Below are 22,983 nucleotides of genomic sequence, written 5' to 3' on the forward strand. Positions count from 1 at the left end.
CCTGGGCGCCGCCGACGAAGCCGCCGTCGTCATCCAGGTCGAAGCGCAGGCCGCCGACCGTGATCGAGTCGTTCGTGTTCCAGCCGTAGCCGGCGTTCACACCCACGTAGAAGCCCGTCCAGGTGAACACCGGAACAGCAGCGACGATCGGAGCCGGAGCGCGGCGGGAGGGAAGGTCAGCAGCCATGGCGCCCGTGGCGAGGCCGAGCAGAGCAACCGAAGAGAGGAGAATCTTTTTCATTGGTCTTGGTCCGTCCGTTAGAAGGATGTGACGCAGCTTGTAGCCGAGACTTGCCCCTGCGTCTGTCACTTTCCTGCCACAGTTGGGGCGAGAAGCAAAGCTTTTACGACGCGCAGCCGTCGGGGCTCGGAAACGACCCCGCGGCCGGCGCATCCAAGCCATCCACCGCCCACACTGGCGATGAAAATAATGCTTTTATATCAGGTGGTTATATCCATGCGAAGCTCGGGCGGCCGCGCCTGACGCAGCGGTAACGGATCATTGACCATATCTTCGGGAAGGATCGCAAGACCGAGGCGGAACGATGGTTAATCCCGCTTCAGCCATAATTGAAGCGCGTGCGTGACCCGATCGGGCTGCTCGAGTGTCGACATGTGTCCGGCCCCGGGAACCACGACGAGCGAGGCCCATTCGATCATCTCGGCCATCTCGCGGGCGATCTCGGCCGGCGTGACGGCGTCGCCTTCGCCGACCAGCACCAGGGTCGGGATCTCGATCACCGGGAGCGAGGTTCGGGAATCAGGCCGCGCCATGATCGCCCGTTGCTGCCGGATGTAAGCCTCGGGACCGGTTTCGCGCATCATCTCCAGCAGGACGGCCTGGAGGTCCGCGTCGCCTCTCCGGTCCGGATGGACCAGGCGAGGCCAGAGCACGGCATGGATCTCCTCGAATCGCCCGGCTTGGGCCAATGCGATCAACCGCTCGCGGTCCTGGCTCGCCTCAGGGGGGTCCGGCCGAGCGCTCGTATCGAGGAGGGCAAGCCGCTCCACCCGGCCCGGCGCCTGGCGCATGACCTCCATGGCGATGTAGCCGCCCATGGAAAGCCCAGCGAGGGCGAACCTGTCCGGAGCAGCGCGGAGGAGCCGCGACGCGATGGCGGCAATCGAATCATCGAGCGTATGGTCGGCCACGACGATCGTGCGACCGGCCCCGAGGGCGGCGATCTGGGGCTCGAAGAGCCGGGCCGTGCAGGCCAATCCGGGAATCAGAACGAGCGATTCTGCCATCCAAACCTTCCTTTTGTTGCCTTCCGGCAAGTTTCCCTGGATTGACAAGCGCATAGCTTATCTTATGGTCCGGCCACTCCTCAACTTGAGCAAGAGCCTCAGGTGAAACCAGACACGCGCCTGTTTGTTGCCGTAGAGCGCGGCCGGCACTTTTAGAGCGCGCCCAGCCCTCAACGGTAATTATCATTCATGTCGTTCGCCGAACTCGGACTTAGCGATAAAGTTCAACAGGCCGTAGCAAGCGCCGGATATACGGAACCGACGCCCATCCAGGCGCAGGCCATCCCACACGTCCTCTCCCGTCGCGACGTGCTGGGCATCGCACAGACCGGCACGGGCAAGACGGCGGCCTTCACGCTCCCGATGCTCACCCTGCTCGAATCCGGCAGGGCCCGGGCCCGGATGCCGCGCACGCTGATCCTCGAGCCGACCCGCGAGCTGGCCGCCCAGGTCGAGGACAACTTCGACAAGTACGGGATCAACCATCGCCTCTCGGTGGCCCTGCTGATCGGCGGCGTGTCCTTCGGCGACCAGGACGCCAAGATCACCCGCGGCGTCGACGTGCTGATCGCGACCCCCGGCCGGCTGCTGGACCACTTCGAGCGCGGGAAGCTCCTGCTCACAGGCGTCGAGCTTCTGGTGATCGACGAGGCCGACCGGATGCTCGACATGGGCTTCATCCCGGACATCGAACGGATCGTGAAGCTCGTTCCGTTTACCCGCCAGACCCTGTTCTTCTCCGCCACGATGCCGCCCGAGATCCAGCGTCTGGCAGACGCCTTCCTTCACAATCCGGTGAAGGTGGAGGTTGCCCGCGCGGCCTCGACGGCCTCGACGATCACCCAGCGCCTGGTGGCCACCGGGCGCGAGGATTACGAGAAGCGCGAGACCCTGCGCGACCTGATTCGGGGCGCCACGGACCTGCAGAACGCCATCGTGTTCTGCAACCGCAAGCGCGACGTGGCCGTTCTTCACCGCTCCTTGCAGAACCACGGCTTCAGTGCTGTCGCCCTCCACGGCGACATGGACCAGCATGCCCGCATGGCGGCCCTCGACAGCTTCCGCACGGGAGAGACCCCTCTCCTGGTGGCGAGCGACGTAGCGGCACGAGGCCTGGACATTCCGGCGGTCAGCCACGTGTTCAACTACGACGTCCCGCACCACGCCGAGGACTATGTCCACCGGATCGGCCGTACGGGCCGGGCCGGCCGGAGCGGCCAGTCCTTCACGCTGGTGGGACCTGGCGACGAGAAATCCCTCGCGGCGATCGAGAAGCTGATCGGCCAGCCGATCGAGTGGCAGGGACCGACGCTCGCCGAGCGTCCGCCGTCAGAAGCTTCGTCCCGCCGCCGCGGTGCGCGCGGCGAGGAGCGCTCGCGGGGGCGCAAGGTCAAGGTGCGCTCGTCGGAACGCAGCCGAGGGCATTCGGAAGAACGGCGCGAGGAGGCTCCCGCCCCGCGTGCGCCCCAGGCTCCCCGCGAGGAGCAGCAGAGCCGCCGGCCCCGACAGGATCGCGGCGAGCGGTTCGCGGACCGGAGCCATCAGGGGCGCTCGCGTCGGGACGACGACGGGGACGAGAAGGTGATCGGGCTCGGCGATCACGTGCCGGCCTTCCTCATGCGACCGGTCCTGGCCAAGAAAGCCAAGTAAGGCGGCACCCCTTGAGCGGCGCAGGGTTCGGGACCCTGCCTTGATCGCTTGACCGGACGGTCACTCCGGCGTCATCACCGGGCTCGTCCCGGTGATTCCGCTTGTTTGAGGCACGGCGCTTCACCTTATCGGGATGGCCGGCACAGGGCCGGCCATGACGTGTGGAGGATGTGAGGACCGGACCACACACACCACGTCATCACCGGGCTTGTCCCGGTGATCCCGGTCGGAAGAGCGCCGAGCCTCACCGCATCGGGATGGCCGGCGAGAGGTGGGTGATGACTGGCCGGCCATGACGGGAGAGCGTTTCGATCCTGTCCGGATGTGGCGCGGCCCTTCGGTCACGAGCGTGGCCCGCTTCCGTCCGCGCGATGCGCTAGACGACCGGCTTCGAGGCCTTCCTGCGGGAATTCTGCCCCGGGGCCGGCCTGCCGGCCTTGCGAAGCTTGGGGGCTTTCGCCCGCCGGGCGGCCGCCAGGGCCATGGCCCCGAGTTCAGCCGCTTCGTCTGGATCGTCAAGGGCCGATTCCGGCATTCGCCAATAGCTCGTCAGCGTCGTCCGGCCGTCTCGGGTCTGGAAGGTGAAGGGCCGGGACCCCTGGTCACGGAAGAATCCGACGCTCTCCTCGTCGACCTTGAGATAAATCTCGTCGGACGCCACCAGGGCGAACATCAGCTCGCCCTGATACACCCCCTGCCCGCCGAACATGCGGCGGACCGAAACGGGCCCGAGACCGCGGAAGATGTCCCGGACGTCCTCGGCATCCATGGATCACCCGGCCGATTGGAGCGCCCCCGGCGTGGCGGGCGTGATCGCCACCGACTCGCCGCAGCCGCAGGCCGAGGTCTGGTTGGGGTTGTTGAAGACGAACTGGGACGACATCTTGGTCGTCTGGAAATCCATCTGCGTGCCGAGCAGGAACAGCACGGCCTTGGGGTCGATCAGGACGGTCACGCCCTTGTCCTCGACCACCTCGTCGAGCGGGTTGACGCTCTCCGCGTATTCCATCGTGTAGGACATGCCGGCGCAGCCGCCGTTCTTGACGCCCACGCGGACACCCACGATGGGACGGTCCGCCTTGCCGATGATGTCCTTGACGCGGGTGGCGGCCGCGTCGGTCAAGGTGACGACCTTGAATCCGGGTAGTGCCATTAGCCTTCTCTCCTGGCAGCCGGGTTCAAGGCCCGGGCAGAACGAGTTCGATCCACCATAGATAAGAGCTGAAACGCCAAACGTCGAGACCGTTCAGGGTTGCCCCAACGGCCGAGGTCGACCATATCGGGGCTATCCCATTCCCGACCGCCCCGCCGCCCGAGGAGAGCAGATGCCGCATCACACGCCGCTGATATCAACCATTGTCGTCGGCCTTGTGTTGGCATTCGCTCTTGGCGCCGTAGCGCACCGCTTCCGTCTTTCCCCCCTGATCGGGTACCTCCTCGCGGGCGTCCTCGCCGGCCCCTTCACCCCGGGCTACGTGGCCGACCAGGGGCTGGCCAACCAGCTCGCGGAAATCGGCGTGATTCTCCTGATGTTCGGGGTCGGCCTTCATTTCTCCCTGAAGGACCTCCTGTCCGTGAAGGCCATCGCGATCCCGGGCGCGGTGGTCCAGATCGCCAGCGCGACCGCGCTCGGCATCGGGCTCGCCTGGCTGATCGGCTGGAGCATCGGCGCCGGCCTCGTGTTCGGGCTGGCGCTCTCGGTGGCCAGTACGGTCGTGCTGCTGCGCGCCCTCCAGGAGCGCCGGCTCGTAGAGACCGAGCGCGGCCATATCGCGGTCGGATGGCTGATCGTCGAGGATCTGGCCATGGTCCTGACGCTCGTGCTCCTGCCCGCCGTCGCGGAAGCCGCTTCCAGCGCCTCCGCGGATCTCGAATCCATCGTGATCTCGCTCGGCATCACCCTCGGCAAGGTCGTGGCCTTCGTGGCGATCATGCTGATCGTCGGTCGCCGGGTGATTCCGTGGATTCTCCACTACGTGGCCCATACGGGCTCCCGCGAGCTGTTCCGCCTCGCGGTGCTCGCCATCGCGCTCGGCGCGGCCTTCGGGGCGGCGGAGCTGTTCGGCGTGTCCTTCGCCCTCGGGGCCTTCTTCGCCGGGATGGTCCTGAGCGAGTCGGAGCTCAGCCACCGGGCGGCGTCGGAAACACTGCCCCTGCGAGATGCCTTCGCGGTGCTGTTCTTCGTCTCGGTCGGCATGCTGTTCGACCCGATGATCCTCATCAACGACTTCGGCCCGGTTCTGGCGACCTTCCTGATCATCGTCGTCGGCAAGTCGCTCGCCGCCTTCGCGATCGTCCGGCTGTTCCGCCACCCGAACGCGACCGCGTTGACGATTGCCGCGAGCCTCGCCCAGATCGGCGAATTCTCCTTCATCCTCGCGGGCCTGGGCGTCGAACTCGGGCTCATGCCCGAGAAGGGACGCGACCTGGTCCTGGCCGGCGCCATCCTGTCGATCCTGACGAATCCCTTCCTGTTCGGCCTGCTCGACCGCTGGTCGTCGAAAAAGGAGACCGCCAGGGCGCAGGCCACGGCGGACGCCGCCGCGGCCGCGCAGGAAGCCCTCGCGGCCGAAAAGGCGGCAGCGGCCGCCGCCCGGGAACCTCTCTCCGTCACGCCCCTGACGGATCACGTGGTGCTCGTGGGCCACGGCCGGGTCGGGAAGTTCATCAGCGGAAAGCTGGCATCGTCGGGAACGCCGTTCCTGGTCGTCGAGATGGACAGGAACCAGGTGTCCGATCTGCAGAAGGACGGCCACACGGTCATCATGGGCAACGCCGCCGATCCCGAGGTGGCGGCGGCCGCCAACATCAGGGCCGCGCGCTGCCTTCTCATCGCGATCCCGGACGCCTTCGAAAGCGGCCAGGTGGTCGAGCAGGCCCGGACGATCAATCCGGACCTGCCGATCATCGTGCGCGTGCATTCCGCGGCGCAGGAGGAGCATGTGGAGAAGTACGGCGCCACCAGGGTGGTGATGGGCGAGCAGGAAATCGCCCGTGCCATGTTCGCGGCCGTACCCGATGCCCCGCGCGAGCCGGTCCTGTCGTCCGTCCAGGAGGCCGACGAGACCGCCGACGAGCATCAGGACGCCGACACGCCGGTGCGTCACTCAGACGATACAGGCACCAGCCCGTCCGAGCCGGCGCCTTCGCGCCAGCCCGCCGATCAAACGGAGCATTGAGGCCCACAGAATTCGGGCGCAGGAAACGGGTCGGAAACAGGAGCCCCATCGGCGATCCCAGTCCCGAGCATCAGGCTCATGAAGGAAAGGGATTTCTGTGACCACGCTCATGAACAAGACCGCGATCGTGACGGGAGCGAGTTCCGGGATCGGCCGCGCGACGGCCAGGCTGTTTGCCCGGGAGGGCGCGAACGTCATCGTTACAGCAAGGCGATGCGACGCCCTCGAGGCTCTCGTCGGCGAGATCGAGAAGGATGGCGGACGAGCCGTTGCTGTTCTCGGCGACATCAGGGACGAGGCTCTGGCCGAGGCGCTCGTCCAAACGGCGATCCGGCATTTCGGCGGGCTCGACATCGCCTTCAACAATGCGGGCACGATCGGCGAGATGGGCCCGACGCCGGGCCTGTCGCTCGCCGGCTGGACCGACACGCTGGCGGTCAACCTGACGGCGCCGTTCCTCGGGGCCAAGTATCAGATCCCGGCGATGCTCGACCGGGGCGGAGGCTCTCTCATCTTCACCTCGACCTTCGTCGGCTACACGGCCGGAATGCCGGGCGTGGCCGCTTACGCGGCCAGCAAGTCCGGCCTGATCGGGCTCACGCAGTCGCTCGCCAGCGAGTTCGGGCCGAGAGGGATCCGCGTGAACGCCCTGTTGCCCGGGGGCACCGACACGCCCCTGGCGGAGGCCTGGGTCGGCACGCCCGAGGCGCTGGCTTTCGTCGAGGGCCTGCACGCCCTGAAGCGGCGGGCGCGCCCCGAGGAGATCGCCCGATCGGCGCTCTACCTTGCCTCGGACGCCTCCAGCTTCACGACCGGAACGGCGCTCCTCGTCGACGGGGGCGTCTCCATCAATCGGACGTGACGCCCCGGCGCTTCGAAAACGCAAATGGCCGGGACGAGCCCGGCCATGACGTGCTGATCTGACAAGGGAGGCCCGCCCGGCCTACCACATGTCGAGGGCCACCCGGGCCTCGTCGGACATGCGGCTCTGGTCCCACGGCGGATCGAACACCATGCTGACCTTGACGCTCTGGACCCCCTGGACGGTCGAGACGGCGTTCTCCACCCAGCCCGGCATCTCGCCGGCAACCGGGCAGCCCGGGGCCGTCAGGGTCATGTCGATGGCAACATTGCGGTCGTCGTCGATATCGACCCGGTAGATCAGGCCGAGCTCGTAGATGTCGGCCGGGATCTCCGGATCGTAGACGGTCTTCAGCGCCGCGACGATGTCGTCGGTCATGCGGTCGAGCTCTTCCGGCGGCATCCCTGAGCCGGGGGACACCTGCGGGGCGTTGGTCGGAGAAAGGTCGTTCACAGGTCAATCCTCACGCAAACAGGGCTTCCGCCTTCTGCAGGGCATCCGCCAGCTTATCGACTTCTTGCATGGTGTTGTAGAGGCCAAAGGACGCGCGGCAGGTCGACGTGGCGCCGAAGCGCTCCAGGAGCGGCATGGCGCAGTGGGTGCCCGCCCGAACCGCGACGCCCTGCCGGTCGATGACCGTGGCGACGTCATGAGCATGCGCGTTCTTCATCTCGAAGGACAGGATCGCGCCCTTTCCCCGGGCCCGGCCGATGATGCGCACCGAATTCATGGCGCCGAGGCGCTCGTGGGCATAGGCCGAGAGCGCCGCCTCATGGGCCTGGATATTCTCCCGCCCGAGCTGCATCATGAACCGCAGGGCCGCATCGAGGCCGATGGCCTCGATGATCGGGGGCGTGCCCGCCTCGAACCGGTGCGGCGGGTCGTTGTAGGTGATCGCATCCTGGCGCACTTCGCGGATCATCTCGCCCCCGCCCGAGTAAGGCGGCAGCTTCGCGAGCCATTCGCGCTTGCCGTAGAGCACACCGATGCCGGTCGGCCCGTAGACCTTGTGGCCGGTGAACACATAGAAATCCGCATCCAGCTCGCGCACGTCGACCTGCAGGTGCACGGCGCCCTGGGCGCCGTCGATCAGGACCGGCACCCCATGGGCGTGGGCGATGCGCACGATCTCCTTCGCGGGCGTCACGGTGCCCAGGACGTTCGACATGTGGGTAATGGCGACGATCTTGGTCCGCGGCGTGAAAAGCTTCTCGAACTCCTCGACGAGGAAGTTGCCCTCGTCGTCCACCGGCGCCCACTTGATCACCGCCCCCTTCCGCTCCCGCAGGAAGTGCCAGGGAACGATGTTGGAGTGGTGCTCCATGATCGACAGGATGATCTCGTCGCCTTCCCCGATGCCGAGGCGCCCGAACGAATCCGCCACCAGGTTGTAGGCTTCCGTGGCCGACTTGGTGAAGACGATTTCATCGACGGACTCGGCGTTGAGGAATTCCCGCACGGTCTCACGCGCGCGCTCGAAACCCTCGGTCGCCACGTTGGCCATGTGATGGAGACCGCGATGAACGTTGGCGTAGCCGGTCTGCATCGTGTTGACCATGGCGTCGATCACCGCGCGCGGCTTCTGGGCCGACGCGGCGTTGTCCAGGTAGACCAGCGGCTTGCCGTAGACCTCTTGCGCCAGGATCGGGAACTCCGCCCGGATCGCTTCGACGTCATAGGGCTTCACAGGTGCGTTCATTGCCAGTTTCTCTCCACCACCGTCATCGCCGGCCTTGTGCCGGTGACCCCGACGATGAGATGCGCTGTGCCCCACCGGATCGGGATGGCCGGCACGAGGCCGGCCATGACGCGTTGAGTTCCTTTACGCCCGAGCCTTCAGCCAGCTCTCGACCGTCTCGACGAGAGCCTCGCGGGCGGTCTCGTTCTCGACGAACTCCAGCGCCTCGCCCAGGAAGGCCTGAACCAGGAGGCTTTCGGCCTCCTTCTTCGGCAGACCGCGGGCCATGAGGTAGAACAGGAGGTCCTCGTCGAGCTGGCCGCAGGTGGCGCCATGGGCGCACTGCACGTCGTCGGCGAAGATCTCGAGCTCCGGCTTGTTGTTCATGGAGCCGCCCTCCTCGAGGAGGAGCGCCGCCGACATCATGCGGCCGTCGGTCTTCTGGGCATGATGCGGAACGATGATCTTGCCCTGGAAGACCCCGGTCGCCTCGTTGTCGATCACGGTCTTGAACAGCTCCCGGCTTTCGCAATGGGGAGCGCCGTGCTCGACCACCAGGGTCGAGTCGCCGTGCTGGGAACCCTTCAGCATCGTCGCACCGTTGACGCGCATGTTCGTGTTCTCACCGTTCAGAACGGCGAAGACCTGGTGCCGCGAGGTCGCGGCACCCGCCACCACGTTGATGCTGTTGAAGATGGCGTCGCCGCCGATCTTGGCCGCCAGTGTGGACAGAGCCAGTGCCTTGTCGCCCTCGGCGTTGACGCGCACGTGCTGAACGTTGGTGCGGTCGCCCGCGATCAGCTCGACCACGTCGTTCGGCTGATGGTTGGCCCCGTCGGTGCTCTCGTGCGTCTCGAGAAGGGTCACGGACGCGCCCTCCTCCACGACCACGAGAACGCGGGTCGCCGTGGCGACGGCCGAGCTCGCCGCCGTCACGAAGCGGAGGTGAAGCGGGGTCGCGACCGGACCGGCGATCCGGATCATCACCCCGTCGGCCATGAAGGACGTATTGAGCTGATAGACCGGGTTGTCGTTCGCCCAGGGCACGGGGCTCAGATGCGCGAGCCAGTCGTGGCCGTTCGCCAGCGCTTCGGCCATCGGCACGATCTCGACGTTCTCCGGCAGGCCGTGGAAATCCACCGCGTCGCGAACGAAGTGGCCGTTCACGAACGGGACCTGCAGAGCCTCGACTCCCTTGAGCGCCTTCGCGCCCTCGAGAGCGGACCTCGCCTGGTCGGCCGACGGCGCGCCGGCGAAGGGCGCGACCTCGCGCAGGAGCGTCCGCAGATCGGTGTACTTGAACTCCTCGACCCGGCGGTGCGGAAGACCGCGCGAATTGAACTGCTCGAAGGCCTGAGCCCGCGACTCACCGGTGCCGGGAAGCGTCGTCTTGGCGCTCTCGAAGGCCTGCGCCAGCGCGGTTTCCGCGGGCGTCTTCATGAGAGTGACGTCAGCCATGTTACGCGGCCTCGGTTTCGCGGTAGTCGGCGTAGCCGTTCGCCTCGAGCTCGAGCGCGAGCTCCTTGCCGCCCGACTTCACGATGCGCCCTGCATGCATCACATGGACGGTGTCCGGCACGATGTGGTTCAGGAGGCGCTGGTAGTGGGTGATGACCAGGAAGGCACGGTCGGGCGAGCGGAGCGCGTTCACGCCCTCGGACACGATGCGCAGCGCGTCGATGTCGAGGCCGGAATCGGTCTCGTCCAGGATGCAGAAGGACGGCTGGAGGAGCGCCATCTGCAGGATCTCCATGCGCTTCTTCTCGCCGCCGGAGAATCCGACGTTGAGGGCGCGCTTGAGCATGTCCTTGGGGATTTCGAGCTGCTGGGCGGCGGCGTTGACGCGCTTGATGAAGTCCGGCGTGGTCAGCTCCTCCTCGCCGCGCGCCTTGCGTTGGGCGTTGAGGGCGGCCTTCAGGAACGTCATCGAGGCGACGCCGGGGATCTCCAGCGGGTACTGGAAAGCCAGGAACACGCCCGCAGAGGCGCGCTGGTCCGGCTCCATCTCCAGAAGGTTCTGGCCGTCGAGCAGGATCTCGCCGTCGAGGATCTCGTAATCCTCCTTGCCGGCGATCACGTAGGAGAGCGTCGACTTGCCCGAGCCGTTCGGCCCCATGATGGCAGCCACCTCACCCTTGTTCACGGTGAGGTTGAGGCCGTTGAGAATGCGCTTGTCCTCGATCTGGACGACCAGGTTCTTGATTTCGAGCATTTGAGTATTCCGTTGTTTGCGCGTGGATGGCCGGATCCGGTCCGGCCATGACGGGCTTTGAAGCGTTCGCGTCGCGCCCGGGCTTCCGCCCTCGGCATCAACGTCCCGTTTCCTGAATTAACCGACCGAGCCTTCCAGCGAGATCGAGATCAGCTTCTGCGCCTCGACAGCGAACTCCATGGGGAGCTGCTGCAGCACGTCCTTCACGAAGCCGTTCACGATGAGCGCCGTCGCCTCCTCTTCCGAGAGGCCGCGCTGCTGGCAGTAGAACATCTGATCCTCGGAGATCTTCGATGTCGTCGCCTCGTGCTCGAACACCGCGGAGGCGTTCTTCGACTCGATGTAGGGCACCGTGTGCGCACCGCACTGGTTTCCGATGAGGAGCGAGTCGCAGTTCGTGAAGTTGCGCGCGCCGGTCGCCTTGCGGTGAGCCGACACGAGGCCGCGATAGGTGTTCTCGGACTTGCCCGCCGCGATGCCCTTCGAGATGATCCGGCTCGTGGTGTTCTTGCCCAGATGGATCATCTTGGTGCCGGAATCGACCTGCTGCTTCCCGTTCGACACGGCGATCGAGTAGAACTCGCCGCGCGAGTTGTCGCCGCGCAGGATGCAGGACGGATACTTCCAGGTGATCGCGGAGCCGGTCTCGACCTGCGTCCAGGTGATGACCGAGTTCCGGCCGCGGCAATCGCCACGCTTCGTCACGAAGTTGTAGATGCCGCCCCGGCCTTCGGCGTCGCCCGGATACCAGTTCTGGACCGTCGAGTACTTGATCTCGGCATCGTCGAGGGCGATCAGCTCGACCACGGCGGCGTGGAGCTGGTTCTCGTCGCGCTTCGGAGCCGTGCAGCCCTCGAGATACGAGACATAGGAGCCCTTGTCGGCGATGATCAGCGTCCGCTCGAACTGGCCCGTGTTCTTCTCGTTGATGCGGAAATAGGTCGACAGCTCCATCGGGCAGCGCACGCCCGGCGGGATGTAGACGAACGAACCGTCCGTGAAGACGGCCGAGTTCAGGGTGGCGAAGAAGTTGTCCGTCACCGGCACGACCGAGCCGAGATACTGGCGCACGAGGTCCGGATACTCCCGGATCGCCTCGGAGATCGGCATGAAGATCACGCCCGCCTTGGCCAGTTCCGCCTTGAAGGTCGTGGCGACCGACACGCTGTCGAACACCGCGTCCACGGCGACCCGGTTCGTCGGCTCGACGCCGGCCAGGATCTCCTGCTCGCGCAGGGGAATGCCGAGCTTCTCGTAGGTCTTGAGGATCTCCGGATCGACCTCGTCCAGGGACTTCGGCGCCGGGTTCTTCTTCGGGGCCGCATAGTAGTAGATGTCGTTGTAGTCGATCTTGTCGTACGAGACCCGCGCCCAGTTCGGCTCCTTCATGGTGAGCCAGCGCTTGTAGGCGTCGAGCCGCCACTGGAGCATCCACTCCGGCTCGCCCTTCTTGCCCGAGATGAAGCGGATCACGTCCTCGGAGAGGCCCTTCGGGGCCTTTTCCATCTCGACTTCGGTCTCGAAGCCGTACTTGTACTGATCGACGTCGATCAGACGAACCTGATCGATCGTTTCCTGCACTGCAGGCATTCGTCTCTCCCACCGCTCACGGCTTCAATGGCCGCGGGTTGATGACATGGAAACCGAACCGGCCCGTCAGGCCGCGCTCGCCTTCCGCTTATATAAGGTGCCCACCACCCTTTCGCACGCCTCCGCGAAGCGGATCACGTCCTCTTGTGTGGTCGTCCACCCCAAACTCACGCGCAAAACGCCCTCGGCCAGGGCGGGCTCGACGCCCATGGCGTCCAGCACATGCGATCGCTTGACCTTTCCGGACGAGCAGGCCGAGCCGGAGGACAGGGCCACGCCTGCCAGATCGAAGGCGATCAGCGCCGTCTCGGCCCTGAGGCCGGGTATGGCAAAGGCCAAGGTATTAGGCAACCTTTCCGCAGCGGAAGACACAACAAGTGCGTCGGGGGCGATCCGCCGGACCTGCGCCTCGGCCTCGTCCCGCAGCTCCCGCAGCCGCCGGGTTTCCTGCTCGAGGCTCGCCAGCGCCAGCTCGGCCGCAGCGCCGAAGCCCGCGATGGCCGCCACGTTCTCGGTGCCGGCCCGGAAACCCTTCTCCTGGCCGCCGCCACGGATCAGCCGTTCGGCGACCTCCACCTGGTCCGAGGCCAGAATCACCGCTCCGATCCCCTTGGGACCGCCGATCTTGTGCCCGGAGAGCGTCATCGCATCGACGCCCAGCTCGACCAGGTCGACCCGGACCTTGCCGGCCGCCTGAACCGCATCGGTGTGGATCAGTCCGCCATGGTCGTGGACCAGCCGGGCCGCCTCGGCCACGGGCTGCACCACGCCGGTCTCGTTGTTGGCAAGCTGGACCGACACGAGAACCCGCCCGTCGCCCGCCTTCTCCAGGTGGGCCCGGAGCCAGGCCAGATCAAGGACGCCGTGCCGGTCGACCGGGATGGTTTCCACCACCTCGACCGGGAAGCGGTGGCCGTTGAGCACGCAAGGATGTTCAGCCGCGCCGACCAGGAGCCTCTTCGCCCCGTCCTGCCCCAAACGGCGCAGGCCCGGGGTCAGGACGAGATTGGCCGCCTCGGTCCCGCCGCTCGTGAAGACGACGTTCTTCGCCTTGGCGCCGACAAGGCCCGCGACCGTTTCGCGGGCTTTCTCGATCTCGGCCCGGGCGGCACGCCCCTCCGCATGGACCGACGAGGCATTCCCCGGAAGCTGGAGCGCGCGCAGGACCGCCTCGGCCACCTCAGGCCGTACGGGCGAGGTCGCGTTGTGGTCCAGATATGTGCGCTGGCCGGAAGCCATAGCTGCTTGGAGCCTCACGAAATTCTTGCAATCGACCCTGGTTGCCGTGCTAAAGCACCGCAACCACATCTGTCCCAGGTTTCTCCCCATGGCCCTCGCTGCCGGGCCCATGAAACATTGGAACAATTTAGAATAGTTCTAAGGGTTCTTTTATGAGGAACCGCGGCCTGGAGTCAAGGTCGCCCGCTGTTTTCCCCCTCCTGATGGAGGGGCGCTCAAGAGGTTCGCGTACATGCCTGAAGTCATCTTCACGGGTCCTGCCGGTCGCATCGAGGGACGTTACCAGCCTGCCAAGGAGAAGGGCGCGCCCATCGCCATCATCCTGCACCCGCACCCGCAATTCGGCGGGACGATGAACAACCAGATCGTCTACAACCTGTACTATGACTTCGTGAAGCGCGGCTTCTCGGTGCTGCGGTTCAACTTCCGCGGCGTCGGCCGCAGCCAAGGCGCCTTCGATCACGGCCAGGGCGAACTCTCCGACGCCGCCGCGGCTCTCGATTGGGCCCAGGCCATGAACCCGGACGCCCGCGCCTGCTGGATCGCCGGCGTCTCCTTCGGCGCCTGGATCGGCATGCAGCTTCTCATGCGCCGCCCGGAGATCGAGGGCTTCATCTCGATCGCCGCCATGGCGAACCGCTACGACTTCTCGTTCCTCGCCCCCTGCCCGTCCTCCGGCCTGTTCGTTCACGGCTCGGAGGACCGGGTCGCACCGGTGAAGGACGTGGTCAGCGTGATCGAGAAGGTGAAGACGCAGAAGGGCGTGAAGCTCGAGCACGCGGTGATCGACGGCGCCAACCACTTCTTCGACGGCCGCGTGGACGAGCTGATGGTGGCCGTGGACGAGTATCTCGACAAGCGCCTCGGCACCACCGAAGAGGCCGCCTGACGCGGTTCCGCTCACCGAACAGCAAAGAGAAACGCGATGAACGCGCCACGTTCCGAATTCCTGAAGGTGCTCACCGAGCGGGGCTTCATTCACCAGACCTCCGATTTCGAGGGGATCGACGCGGCTGCGCTCGAGAACCGGCTGACCACCTATGTGGGCTATGACTGCACGGGCCCGTCGCTCCATGTGGGGCACCTGCTGTCGATCATGATGCTGCACTGGCTCCAGAAGACCGGGGCCGGCAAGCCCATTACCCTCATGGGCGGCGGCACCACGCGGGTGGGCGATCCGTCCGGCAAGGACGAGAGCCGTAAGCTCCTCACCGTCGAGCAGATCGAGGCCAACAAGGAGAGCATCAGGACGGTCTTTTCCCGCTTCATCAGCTTCGGCGAGGGCAAGACCGACGCCATGATGGCGGACAATGCCGAATGGCTGACCAAGCTCAACTACATCGAATTCCTGCGCGACGTGGGCCGGCACTTCTCGGTCAACCGGATGCTGTCTTTCGACAGCGTGAAGCTGCGCCTCGACCGCGAGCACGAGCTGTCGTTCCTGGAGTTCAATTACATGATCCTCCAGGCCTACGACTTCGTGGAGCTCAACAGGCGGTACGGCTGCGTGCTGCAGATGGGCGGCTCGGACCAGTGGGGCAACATCGTCAACGGCATCGATCTCGGCCGCCGTCTCGGCACGCCGCAGCTCTACGCCGTCACCTGCCCGCTCCTGACGACCGCTTCGGGCGCCAAGATGGGCAAGACCGCGTCCGGGGCCGTCTGGCTCAACGCCGACATGCTGAGCCCGTACGATTACTGGCAGTTCTGGCGCAACACCGAGGACGCCGACGTCGCCCGCTTCCTGAAGCTCTTCACCATCCTGCCGATGGACGAGATCGCACGGCTCGAGGCCCTTCAGGGCGCCGACATCAATGAGGCGAAGAAGGTTCTCGCAACGGAAGCGACGGCCCTCCTCCACGGCCGCGAGGCGGCGGATCTGGCGGCCGAAACCGCGCGCAAGACCTTCGAGCAGGGCGCGCTGGCCGAGACCCTGCCGACGGTCGAGATCGAGACCCGGCTGCTCGAGGCGGGCCTCGGCGTCCTGGCTGCCTTCGGGCCCGATTACGCCAAGCTCGTGCCCTCCTCGAGCGAGGCGCGCCGGCAGGTGAAGAGCGGCGGCCTGAGGGTGAACGACCAGACCGTCTCGGACGAGCGCGGCACCCTGGGCCTTTCGGACGTGACCGCGGAGGGCGTGATCAAGCTGTCCTTCGGCAAGAAGAAGCACGTGCTCCTGCGCGCCGTCTGATCGATCGCCCCCCGGTCGCGCGAGGCGGCGCCGGACCCGAGCCGGGATGCTCGCCTCCGGGTCCGCCTCGGGGTAGGCAACGTCCGTCGAACCTGCCAGAGAATGGCGTCTGCTCATGAGGGCCCCGTCTTGACCCGCTCGGAGCGCCTGCTCGAACTCCTGCAAACGCTGCGTCGCCACCGGCGCCCGGTGAGCGGGAGGTCCCTCGCGCAGGACCTCGGCGTCAGCCTCCGGACGCTCTACCGGGACATCGCCAGCCTGCAGGCACAGGGGGCCAGCATCGAAGGCGAGCCGGGGATCGGCTATATCCTCAAACCCGGCTACATGCTGCCCCCGCTGATGTTCTCCGATGACGAGATCGAGGCGCTCGTCCTGGGGTCCCGATGGGTTGCCGAACGGGCCGACGGCCCCTTGGCGGCCGCGGCCCACAATGCGCTCGCCAAGATCGCCGCGGTCCTTCCGGACGATCTGCGCCGCAGCCTCGATGCCCCGCCTCTCCTTGTCGGTCCCGGCCAGCCGATCGCCGAAGACATCGTGGACGTCGCGGCGATCAGGACATCGATCCGGTCGGAGCGCAAGCTCCTGATCCGCTACAAGGACGGCGCCGGCAACGCCACCGAGCGGACGATCTGGCCCGTGGCCCTGGGCTATTTCGACCAGGTGCGAGCCGTCGTTGCCTGGTGCGAGCTGAGGCAAGGCTTCCGGCACTTCCGCACCGACCGGATTGCAAGCCTGACGCCCACGCAGATCCGCTACCCGCGCCGGCGCCATGCCCTTCTGAAGGATTGGCGGGCCGCCGAGGGCATCCCGGCCCCGGCCTGATCACTGCTGCCGGAATCTGACAGCATGGTGTCCTAGGGTTCTCCGCGTTGCATCCAACGGAGACCAGACGTGCCGACCCCCAACTTCATCCTCCTCTACGTGGACAGCCCTGCCGCCAGCGCCGACTTCTACGGCGAGCTGCTTCAGCGCAAGCCTGTCGAGGCCTCGCCGACCTTCGTCCTGTTCGCCCTCGGGTCCGGCCTGATGCTCGGCCTGTGGTCGCGGCACACGGTTCAGCCCGCGGCGGCAGCGCCGGGCGGTGGCACCGAACTCGCCTTCCCGGTCGAAAGGGACGGGGACGTCGACGCGGCATGCGCGGCCTGGAAGGCCCGCGGTCTATCGATCCTTCAGGAGCCGACCGTCATGGATTTCGGCCGAACCTTCGTCGCCCTCGACCCGGACAATCATCGCCTGCGCGTCTTCGCTCCGGCGGCCCGATAGGAAAGGGACATCATGACGAGCTTCTGGATGGCGATCGCCTCCGCCGAGCATGTCCGGCGGGGACGGTCAGAAGGCTTCATGCAGGTGTGTCACGGCAAAGCCGCCCCCTTGCGGAGGATCAAGCCCGACGACGGGATCATCTATTACTCACCGACCCTGACCTTCGGCGGCCGTGAACGGCTGCAGGCATTCACGGCGATCGGGACCGTCCATGGAAAGGAGACCTACCGGTTCGACATGGGGGGCGGCTTTAGCCCCTATCGCCGGGACGTGGTCTGGGCCGAGGCCCGGGACGCACCGATCCATCCGCTGCTGGGCAGCCTCGACTTCACGGCCGGGCGACCGAACTGGGGGTACCGGCTCAGATTCGGGCTGCTGTCGATCAGCGAGCGCGATTTCGACCTGATCGCCGCAGCGATGCAGCGCGACACGAGCTCCGCCGCCTAGGCCGATCCAGGGGCCGTGACGGGCAGAGGTCTCTTTTGGCAAGACATTCGCGCGCCTTCCGGCGGAGTGTTCCGCCGAAAGCCGCGACGATCAGCGTTCCGGAACCGTCGGCAGGGACCCTGTCTGCGGTTCCACATTCGCCCCCACGCCGAAGAGCTTGCGCAGGAAGCCCGGCGCGACGGCCGACAGAGGGTTGACCGTCAGGGACGGAGCGCTGGCCTGGCCGTTGAGGCGGAAATTGACCGCGAACAGCCCCTCGTTCTGGCCGCCGCCCAAGAGCGGCCCGAAGAGCGGGACCTGGGCGAACACGTTGTTGAGGCCGTACGCCGGCACGAAGGTACCAGCGATGTCGAGCCGGTCGCGGGCGTAATCGATGAAGCCACCCAGGGTGAATCCGATCTGGTTGCCCCAGATCGCGGCATCCTTGAAGTCGAGCCGGCCGGCATTGCGGGTGAATTCGAGCCGGGCCTTGGTGAACTGCACCTCGTTCACATCCACCCGGACGTTCTGCGGGTTGCCGGCCCGATCCTGACCGGCGATGATCTGAGTCTGAGTGGGAATGATCCGGCGAAGGGCGGGCTCGTTGACCAGAGCGAACGAGTGCAGGATCACATGGCCGGCCTGCGGACCGTCGCCCGTGGCGAGCTGGAGGATGAGGTCGCCGCCGGACATGCGCCGGTAGACGTCGGTGAAGCGCAGAAGCGAACCCGCATCCTGCGCCTGGAGGATCACCACCGGGCCGCCGGGATCCGGCAGGGTCCGTCCGATGATGTCGGTCGCGCCGAGGCGTCCCTTCATGTCGAGCTGGCGCAGGTTGTCCTTGCGCACCGATGCCTTGATCACCGCGTTGGTGATCGCCTCCTCGTTGTAGCCGGTCAGGATGTTGAGGTTCAGGTCGAGGTCGAAGTCCTTGCTGTCCTTCTGCCCGGCCCCATTCCGCCCCGACGGGCCCGGGGTGGCGGAGCCCGCCGCGCCACCCTTCAGGAACGGGCGGGCATCGCCCACATTGCCGCGGATCGCGACCTTGTAGACATTGCCGGAGCGTTCGATCTGCGCGCGCATGTCATCGCCGGGCGAGAGCTTGAAGGTCGAAAGCTCGGCCTTCTCCAGGCTTCCTTCGGCCGAGAGCGTCGCATTGCCCTTCAGCTGGACGGTGCCGCTGTCGAGCTGCAGATCCCTGATCTCGTCGGTCGGTCCTTCGACGAAGGTGAACGTCAGCTTTCCGGGCCGTCCGGCCGGCTTCACCCAACCGGGGATCAGCTGATCCACGGCGGCCTTGGCAAGATCGGCTTCGACCAGGATGGTCGATGGAGCCGAAGCCCCGAGAGGGAGGCTTGCCTTGAGCCCGACCGTTCCGGTCAGCTGGGAGCCGAAGGAGAGCCCTCGCCTGCCGCGTGCCGCCTCGTCGAGGGAGAACGCCACGCTCGCCTGGCCGCCCTGCCGGTTCTTCTGCAGATCGATCACGGCCGCGCTTCCGGCCAGCTTGCCGTCGCCTTTGACGACGAGGTCGCCCCGGTCGTAGGCGATCGTCAGATTGGCGCCTTCGAGACGATCCTTGCCGAAGAACTTGTCGACGGCGAAGTCGCTGACGAGTCCCGTGACCTTCAGCGGCAGGTCGGCGAAGGCCGGGATATGGCTGACGGGAAGGCCGATTCCGACCCGCAGGTCCGTCCTGCCCTTCATGGTGGCGGGATCGATGTTGAACCCGGCGATTTCCTTGATCTGAGGCTCCAGCAGCAGCGCTCCGAGCCCGTCGGCACCGCCCGTCAGGCGGAAATCGATGCGGGCCAGCCCCTGATCGTCCCAGTAATCGTCCAGGATGAACGCGCCGTCGGAGGCATCCAGCGCATGGTTGCCCGTCATCTGGACGAGCCCGGAGGATGCACGGACGGCGACCTTGCGGCCCGTCACATGGCCGGTGACGTTCATGCCCGAGATGGGCGGCAGGCCGTCCGCCACCTGAAGAACGCCATCGGAGATCGTGAAGTCGATCTTCAGGGAATCGTCCGGCGTCGGGCCGCCTGTGACCGCCTTCTCGATATCGGCCCCGGTCATCGCGACCTTGAGATCGATGGCGTCCAGCCGGCCCGCCTTCAGGTTGGACACGAGGAACCGGCGGACCGGAGGCGCAACGGCCTCGGGCCAGATGCGAAGAGCCGAACGGATGTTCGTCTTCTCGGCCCGCACATCCAGATGGAGCCCCTTCGGATCCGCCGTGGCCCCGATAAGGCCGCTGATCCGAGCCGAGAGCTCCGGTCCCTTCAGCGTCAGGCTGTTGATCCGGACCCCGTCCGGCCCGGAGAGATCGGCGGAGAACTCGCCGACCTGGAGGGGCCGGTCTCCGGCCGCCGCACCGGACCAGACGAGATCGCGACCGCCGAGCGACAGGCGCCAGGGCTTGCCCGAGACGGGTGTCGCGAAACGCCCCTGCAGGAGCAGCTTCGTGTCGCCGCCCTTCAGGGAGAGTTCCTGCAGGTCGAGCGCCTTCTCGGCCTCGTTCCATTGAGCCGCGATGGTCGCGCGTTCCACCGGGAAGGGCGAGGTGTCCTTGTCTTCGATCTGGAACGTGCCGGCATTGCTCTCGAGCCTTGTCCTCAACTCGGTGATGCGCCCCTGCGCATAGGCAATGTCGAAACGGCCGGAGAATTCGAGATCCGTGGTCGCCGGCAGTTCGGAGGCGCCGGCGAGCAGCACGATGTCCTTGATCGGCACTTCCTTGGCGACCACCCCGGCCCGGTAGGCGCCATCGCCCTCCACGACGGCGTCGCCGTCGAGTTGCCAGGGTCCCTGATCACCTTCGACGGTCGCGGCGAACCGCCGTCCGCCGCTCGCAGTCCGGTCGAAAGCCGCGTCCACGCGCTGGAACCGCGCCCGTTCGCGGCCGTCCGCGTCGACGAAGACGAGGCGGGCATTGGTCAGCTCGGCCTGGCCGAGCGCGTTGAGGACGCTCCCCGGGCCGACGATGAGGTCGAGCAGCGAGCCGACCACACCCGAGACGGGGGACGGTCCATCGGAATCGCGGGCCAGGGAGGCCGCCGCTTCCTTGGACGGCTCCGACGGGACCGGCGGCGGACCCGCCTCGACCTCGCCGGCCTGCACGGGCGAGAAGGCGAGCGAGCCGTCCCGGTTGACCAGGACACGCAACTGCAGGTCCCGCACCTCGATGGCCCTGGGCTGAAGGTTGGCGGTCAGCAGAGACATGAGGTCGACGCTGAAGATCGCATAAGGCGCCCGCAGCACGAGGTCGCCGCCGGGCGCCCGAATATCGAGGCCGTTCGCCCTCAGGGCCGGCGAGCCGTCATGAAGCTCGATGGCAGTATTCCGTAGCGTTACGTCCCAGCCTGGCCCAATGCGGGCCGCCAGGGCCCCCGCGACCCGTTCCGGCAGGCTCCCGAAGCTCATGGGAGCCGCGGAGAGACGCAGGTAAAGCAGACCCATGGCAACCGCCACGAAGACGACAAGGCCGAGCTTCACATAGAGAGTGCCACGAAGAACGCGCTTGAAAAGGCTCCGTTTGACCGGGTCTCGCCGGGACAACGTAGGGCGGAATGGCAGCTTCATTCTTGTGACGTAGGGCAATCCGGTTCTTGCGCTCGGGCGCTTGTCAGGGAATCAGAGTAAAGACCTTAACCGTCTCAGGTGCCTCCCGCGACCGTCCCCGTCAGTCGTGCACACCAGAGGTTTCCAAACAGTACATTCCGCCAAAAGGAAGGCGACCCATGTCTCTTATCATCGGATCTCGAGCCCCGGCCTTCTCCCTGCCTGCGACAGATGGTCGACAGATCAGCCTGGAGAGCCTGAAGGGCCGCAAGGTCGTGCTCTATTTCTACCCCAAAGACGATACCAGCGGCTGCACCCTGGAGGCTCAGGCCTTTCAGGCACTCAAGGCGGATTTCGCCGCCACCGATACGGAGATCGTCGGCGTCTCGCCGGACTCCCTGAAGAGCCACGACCGGTTCCGTGCCAAGTACGGCCTCGCCTTCCCGCTCGCGTCGGACGAGGCCAAAACCATGCTGGAAGCCTATGGGGTCTGGGTCGAGAAGTGCATGTACGGGCGCAGATACATGGGCGTGGAGCGCACGACCGTCCTGATCGACCGTGCGGGCAACGTCGCCCAGGTCTGGAACAAGGTGAAGGTGACGGGCCATGCGCAAGAGGTGCTGGCCGAAGCGAAAGCCTTGCGCTGACAGCCCCTTCCCTTGTTGCGTGGCGAGGTCTTTGATGTTTTAATGTTTCATCTCGGGGTGAGGGGCAGCGTTGCATAATGCCGGACTACAAAGCCATTCTGGGTGGCTACAACTGGAACTCTGAGCCAACCCTCGCCCCGCAGAGGTGTCCGATCTTCCTCACCTACTCGTTCGTGCCGGACTGGGGCGAGAAGCGCTTCAATGCCACCGATCAGAAGCTAGCCCGCTATGCCCTCAAGCAGTGGGGTGACGCTTGCGGCATTCGCTTCCTCGAGACGAAGAGCGGCAATGCGGAGATAACGTTCGGATGGTATACCTCCTATTTCGACAGCACCGTAGTCGCGTATGCCGGATTTCCCGAACTCTACAATGTCGATGACGTCGATCCAGGTGCAGCTCTGGAACGCGCTTTCGATGCCGGCGGGGTGCATTTCAATACGCAGTACAAGGAAGATCTGAAGAACACGTCCTACCAGACCTATGTTCTCCTCCACGAGATCGGCCATGCCCTTGGGCTGAAGCACCCGTTCCACACGTCTCCGTTCAACAGAAAAAAGCTCAGCGACGCGGACGACCATTCGAAGAACACCGTCATGAGCTACGACAACGGCGACAGCACGGTTTATCCGACCAAGCTGGGCCCGTTGGACAAGCTCGCCATCAGGGAAATCTACGGGTCGTCCAAAGCCGATGCAAAACATGTTGCGGCGTGGTCGTGGAACAAGCGTACGGAAACACTGACCCAGATCGGCAAGGACATCGGGGACAGGGTTCACGGGACAGGCGTCAAGGACGTCATTCAGGGGCGCGGCGGCAACGACCGCCTGCTCGGCCACGACGGTGCCGACACTCTCAACGGTGGGACAGGGAATGATACTCTGTATGGCGGTGACGGCGAAGACGTGTTCGTTTTCGATTCCCCCCTCGACCACATCGGGAATGTCGACAAGATCATCGAACTCGAAGAGGACGATTCGATCTATCTGTCCTCGGCCGTCTTCACGACACTCCCGCTCGGGCAACTCAGTCCGCAGAATTTCTCGGAATACGACACTCCGGACGCCAGGGGCTACATCGTCTTGGACGATGAGAGCAACCAACTCTACTTCGATCCGGATGGATCGGGCGCCGCAGAAAAGGTCCTTTTCGCGCGGTTCACGAGGAACTGGCACGATTCGGCAATGCACCTGAGCGCATCGGACTTTTACGTCGTCTGAACGGAAACCGGTTTCGCGCCCAG

At 65.9% G+C, this 22,983-nt stretch carries 20 protein-coding genes and 1 pseudogene; 10 read left to right on the forward strand and 11 right to left on the reverse strand.

Translation table 11 applies throughout. The features are described from left to right. Positions 1-241, reverse strand: a pseudogene (locus NF876_RS28385) (outer membrane protein); the annotation flags it as partial. 308 nt (positions 242-549) lie between these two features. Next, complete coding sequence (locus tag NF876_RS28390) at positions 550-1,248, reverse strand: alpha/beta fold hydrolase (protein WP_262271706.1); 699 nt, start codon at positions 1,246-1,248, stop codon at positions 550-552. A gap of 189 nt (positions 1,249-1,437) precedes the next feature. On the opposite strand from NF876_RS28390, the gene NF876_RS28395 reads away from it, so the two are divergent. Further along, positions 1,438-2,898 carry a DEAD/DEAH box helicase gene (locus NF876_RS28395; protein WP_262271707.1) on the forward strand — a complete coding sequence of 487 codons (1,461 nt, stop codon included), beginning with the start codon at positions 1,438-1,440 and terminating at the stop codon, positions 2,896-2,898. 376 nt (positions 2,899-3,274) lie between these two features. On the opposite strand, the gene NF876_RS28400 is transcribed toward NF876_RS28395, so the two are convergent. Beyond that, positions 3,275-3,667 (reverse strand): TfoX/Sxy family protein, encoded by a 393-nt coding sequence (locus tag NF876_RS28400; RefSeq protein WP_262271708.1) that lies wholly within the window; start codon positions 3,665-3,667, stop codon positions 3,275-3,277. Between the two features lie 3 nt (positions 3,668-3,670). Then, a complete protein-coding gene (locus tag NF876_RS28405; protein WP_262271709.1) occupies positions 3,671-4,051 on the reverse strand; it encodes a HesB/IscA family protein in 381 nt (126 codons plus the stop codon). A gap of 172 nt (positions 4,052-4,223) precedes the next feature. On the opposite strand from NF876_RS28405, the gene ybaL reads away from it, so the two are divergent. Both ybaL and NF876_RS28415 read left to right on the forward strand, forming a co-directional pair. Next, a complete protein-coding gene (gene ybaL / locus NF876_RS28410; RefSeq protein ID WP_262271710.1) occupies positions 4,224-6,077 on the forward strand; it encodes a YbaL family putative K(+) efflux transporter in 1,854 nt (617 codons plus the stop codon). A gap of 97 nt (positions 6,078-6,174) precedes the next feature. Further along, complete coding sequence (locus tag NF876_RS28415) at positions 6,175-6,939, forward strand: SDR family oxidoreductase (RefSeq protein WP_262271711.1); 765 nt, start codon at positions 6,175-6,177, stop codon at positions 6,937-6,939. 81 nt (positions 6,940-7,020) lie between these two features. Here NF876_RS28415 and NF876_RS28420 read toward each other — a convergent pair whose 3' ends face one another. From NF876_RS28420 to NF876_RS28445, 6 genes are all read right to left on the reverse strand, one after another. Then, positions 7,021-7,341, reverse strand: a complete 321-nt coding sequence (locus tag NF876_RS28420; protein WP_262271733.1) for an SUF system Fe-S cluster assembly protein — start codon at positions 7,339-7,341, stop codon at positions 7,021-7,023. Between the two features lie 61 nt (positions 7,342-7,402). Then, positions 7,403-8,638 (reverse strand): cysteine desulfurase, encoded by a 1,236-nt coding sequence (locus tag NF876_RS28425; protein WP_262271712.1) that lies wholly within the window; start codon positions 8,636-8,638, stop codon positions 7,403-7,405. A 123-nt stretch (positions 8,639-8,761) separates the two neighbouring features. Further along, the gene (gene sufD / locus NF876_RS28430; RefSeq protein WP_262271713.1) at positions 8,762-10,075 is read right to left on the reverse strand and encodes a Fe-S cluster assembly protein SufD; all 1,314 of its coding nucleotides are present in this window, start codon (positions 10,073-10,075) and stop codon (positions 8,762-8,764) included. A gap of 1 nt (position 10,076) precedes the next feature. Next, a complete protein-coding gene (gene sufC, locus NF876_RS28435; RefSeq protein WP_262271714.1) occupies positions 10,077-10,829 on the reverse strand; it encodes a Fe-S cluster assembly ATPase SufC in 753 nt (250 codons plus the stop codon). A gap of 117 nt (positions 10,830-10,946) precedes the next feature. Beyond that, positions 10,947-12,419, reverse strand: a complete 1,473-nt coding sequence (gene sufB, locus NF876_RS28440; protein ID WP_262271715.1) for a Fe-S cluster assembly protein SufB — start codon at positions 12,417-12,419, stop codon at positions 10,947-10,949. A gap of 66 nt (positions 12,420-12,485) precedes the next feature. Beyond that, the gene (locus tag NF876_RS28445; protein ID WP_262271734.1) at positions 12,486-13,658 is read right to left on the reverse strand and encodes a cysteine desulfurase family protein; all 1,173 of its coding nucleotides are present in this window, start codon (positions 13,656-13,658) and stop codon (positions 12,486-12,488) included. A 232-nt stretch (positions 13,659-13,890) separates the two neighbouring features. On the opposite strand from NF876_RS28445, the gene NF876_RS28450 reads away from it, so the two are divergent. The 5 genes from NF876_RS28450 (at position 13,891) to NF876_RS28470 (ending at position 17,556) form a co-directional block, all read left to right on the forward strand. Beyond that, entirely contained in the window at positions 13,891-14,547 is a 657-nt protein-coding gene (locus NF876_RS28450) for an alpha/beta hydrolase (protein WP_173945208.1), read from the forward strand. 36 nt (positions 14,548-14,583) lie between these two features. Further along, a complete protein-coding gene (gene tyrS, locus NF876_RS28455; protein WP_262271716.1) occupies positions 14,584-15,846 on the forward strand; it encodes a tyrosine--tRNA ligase in 1,263 nt (420 codons plus the stop codon). Positions 15,847-15,975: 129 nt separating this feature from the next. After that, positions 15,976-16,668: a helix-turn-helix transcriptional regulator gene (locus tag NF876_RS28460; protein WP_262271717.1), complete on the forward strand. Its 693-nt coding sequence runs from the start codon at positions 15,976-15,978 to the stop codon at positions 16,666-16,668. Positions 16,669-16,737: 69 nt separating this feature from the next. After that, entirely contained in the window at positions 16,738-17,109 is a 372-nt protein-coding gene (locus NF876_RS28465; protein WP_262271718.1) for a VOC family protein, read from the forward strand. Between the two features lie 12 nt (positions 17,110-17,121). Beyond that, a complete protein-coding gene (locus NF876_RS28470) occupies positions 17,122-17,556 on the forward strand; it encodes an EVE domain-containing protein (protein WP_262271719.1) in 435 nt (144 codons plus the stop codon). Positions 17,557-17,646: 90 nt separating this feature from the next. On the opposite strand, the gene NF876_RS28475 is transcribed toward NF876_RS28470, so the two are convergent. Next, positions 17,647-21,117 carry a YhdP family protein gene (locus NF876_RS28475; RefSeq protein ID WP_262271720.1) on the reverse strand — a complete coding sequence of 1,157 codons (3,471 nt, stop codon included), beginning with the start codon at positions 21,115-21,117 and terminating at the stop codon, positions 17,647-17,649. 158 nt (positions 21,118-21,275) lie between these two features. Between NF876_RS28475 and NF876_RS28480 the strand changes: the two genes are divergently transcribed. Both NF876_RS28480 and NF876_RS28485 read left to right on the forward strand, forming a co-directional pair. Then, entirely contained in the window at positions 21,276-21,743 is a 468-nt protein-coding gene (locus NF876_RS28480) for a peroxiredoxin (RefSeq protein ID WP_262271721.1), read from the forward strand. A gap of 77 nt (positions 21,744-21,820) precedes the next feature. Continuing rightward, positions 21,821-22,960, forward strand: a complete 1,140-nt coding sequence (locus tag NF876_RS28485) for a matrixin family metalloprotease (protein ID WP_262271722.1) — start codon at positions 21,821-21,823, stop codon at positions 22,958-22,960. Positions 22,961-22,983: the final 23 nt, after the last annotated feature.

The organism is Microvirga yunnanensis (assembly GCF_025460875.1).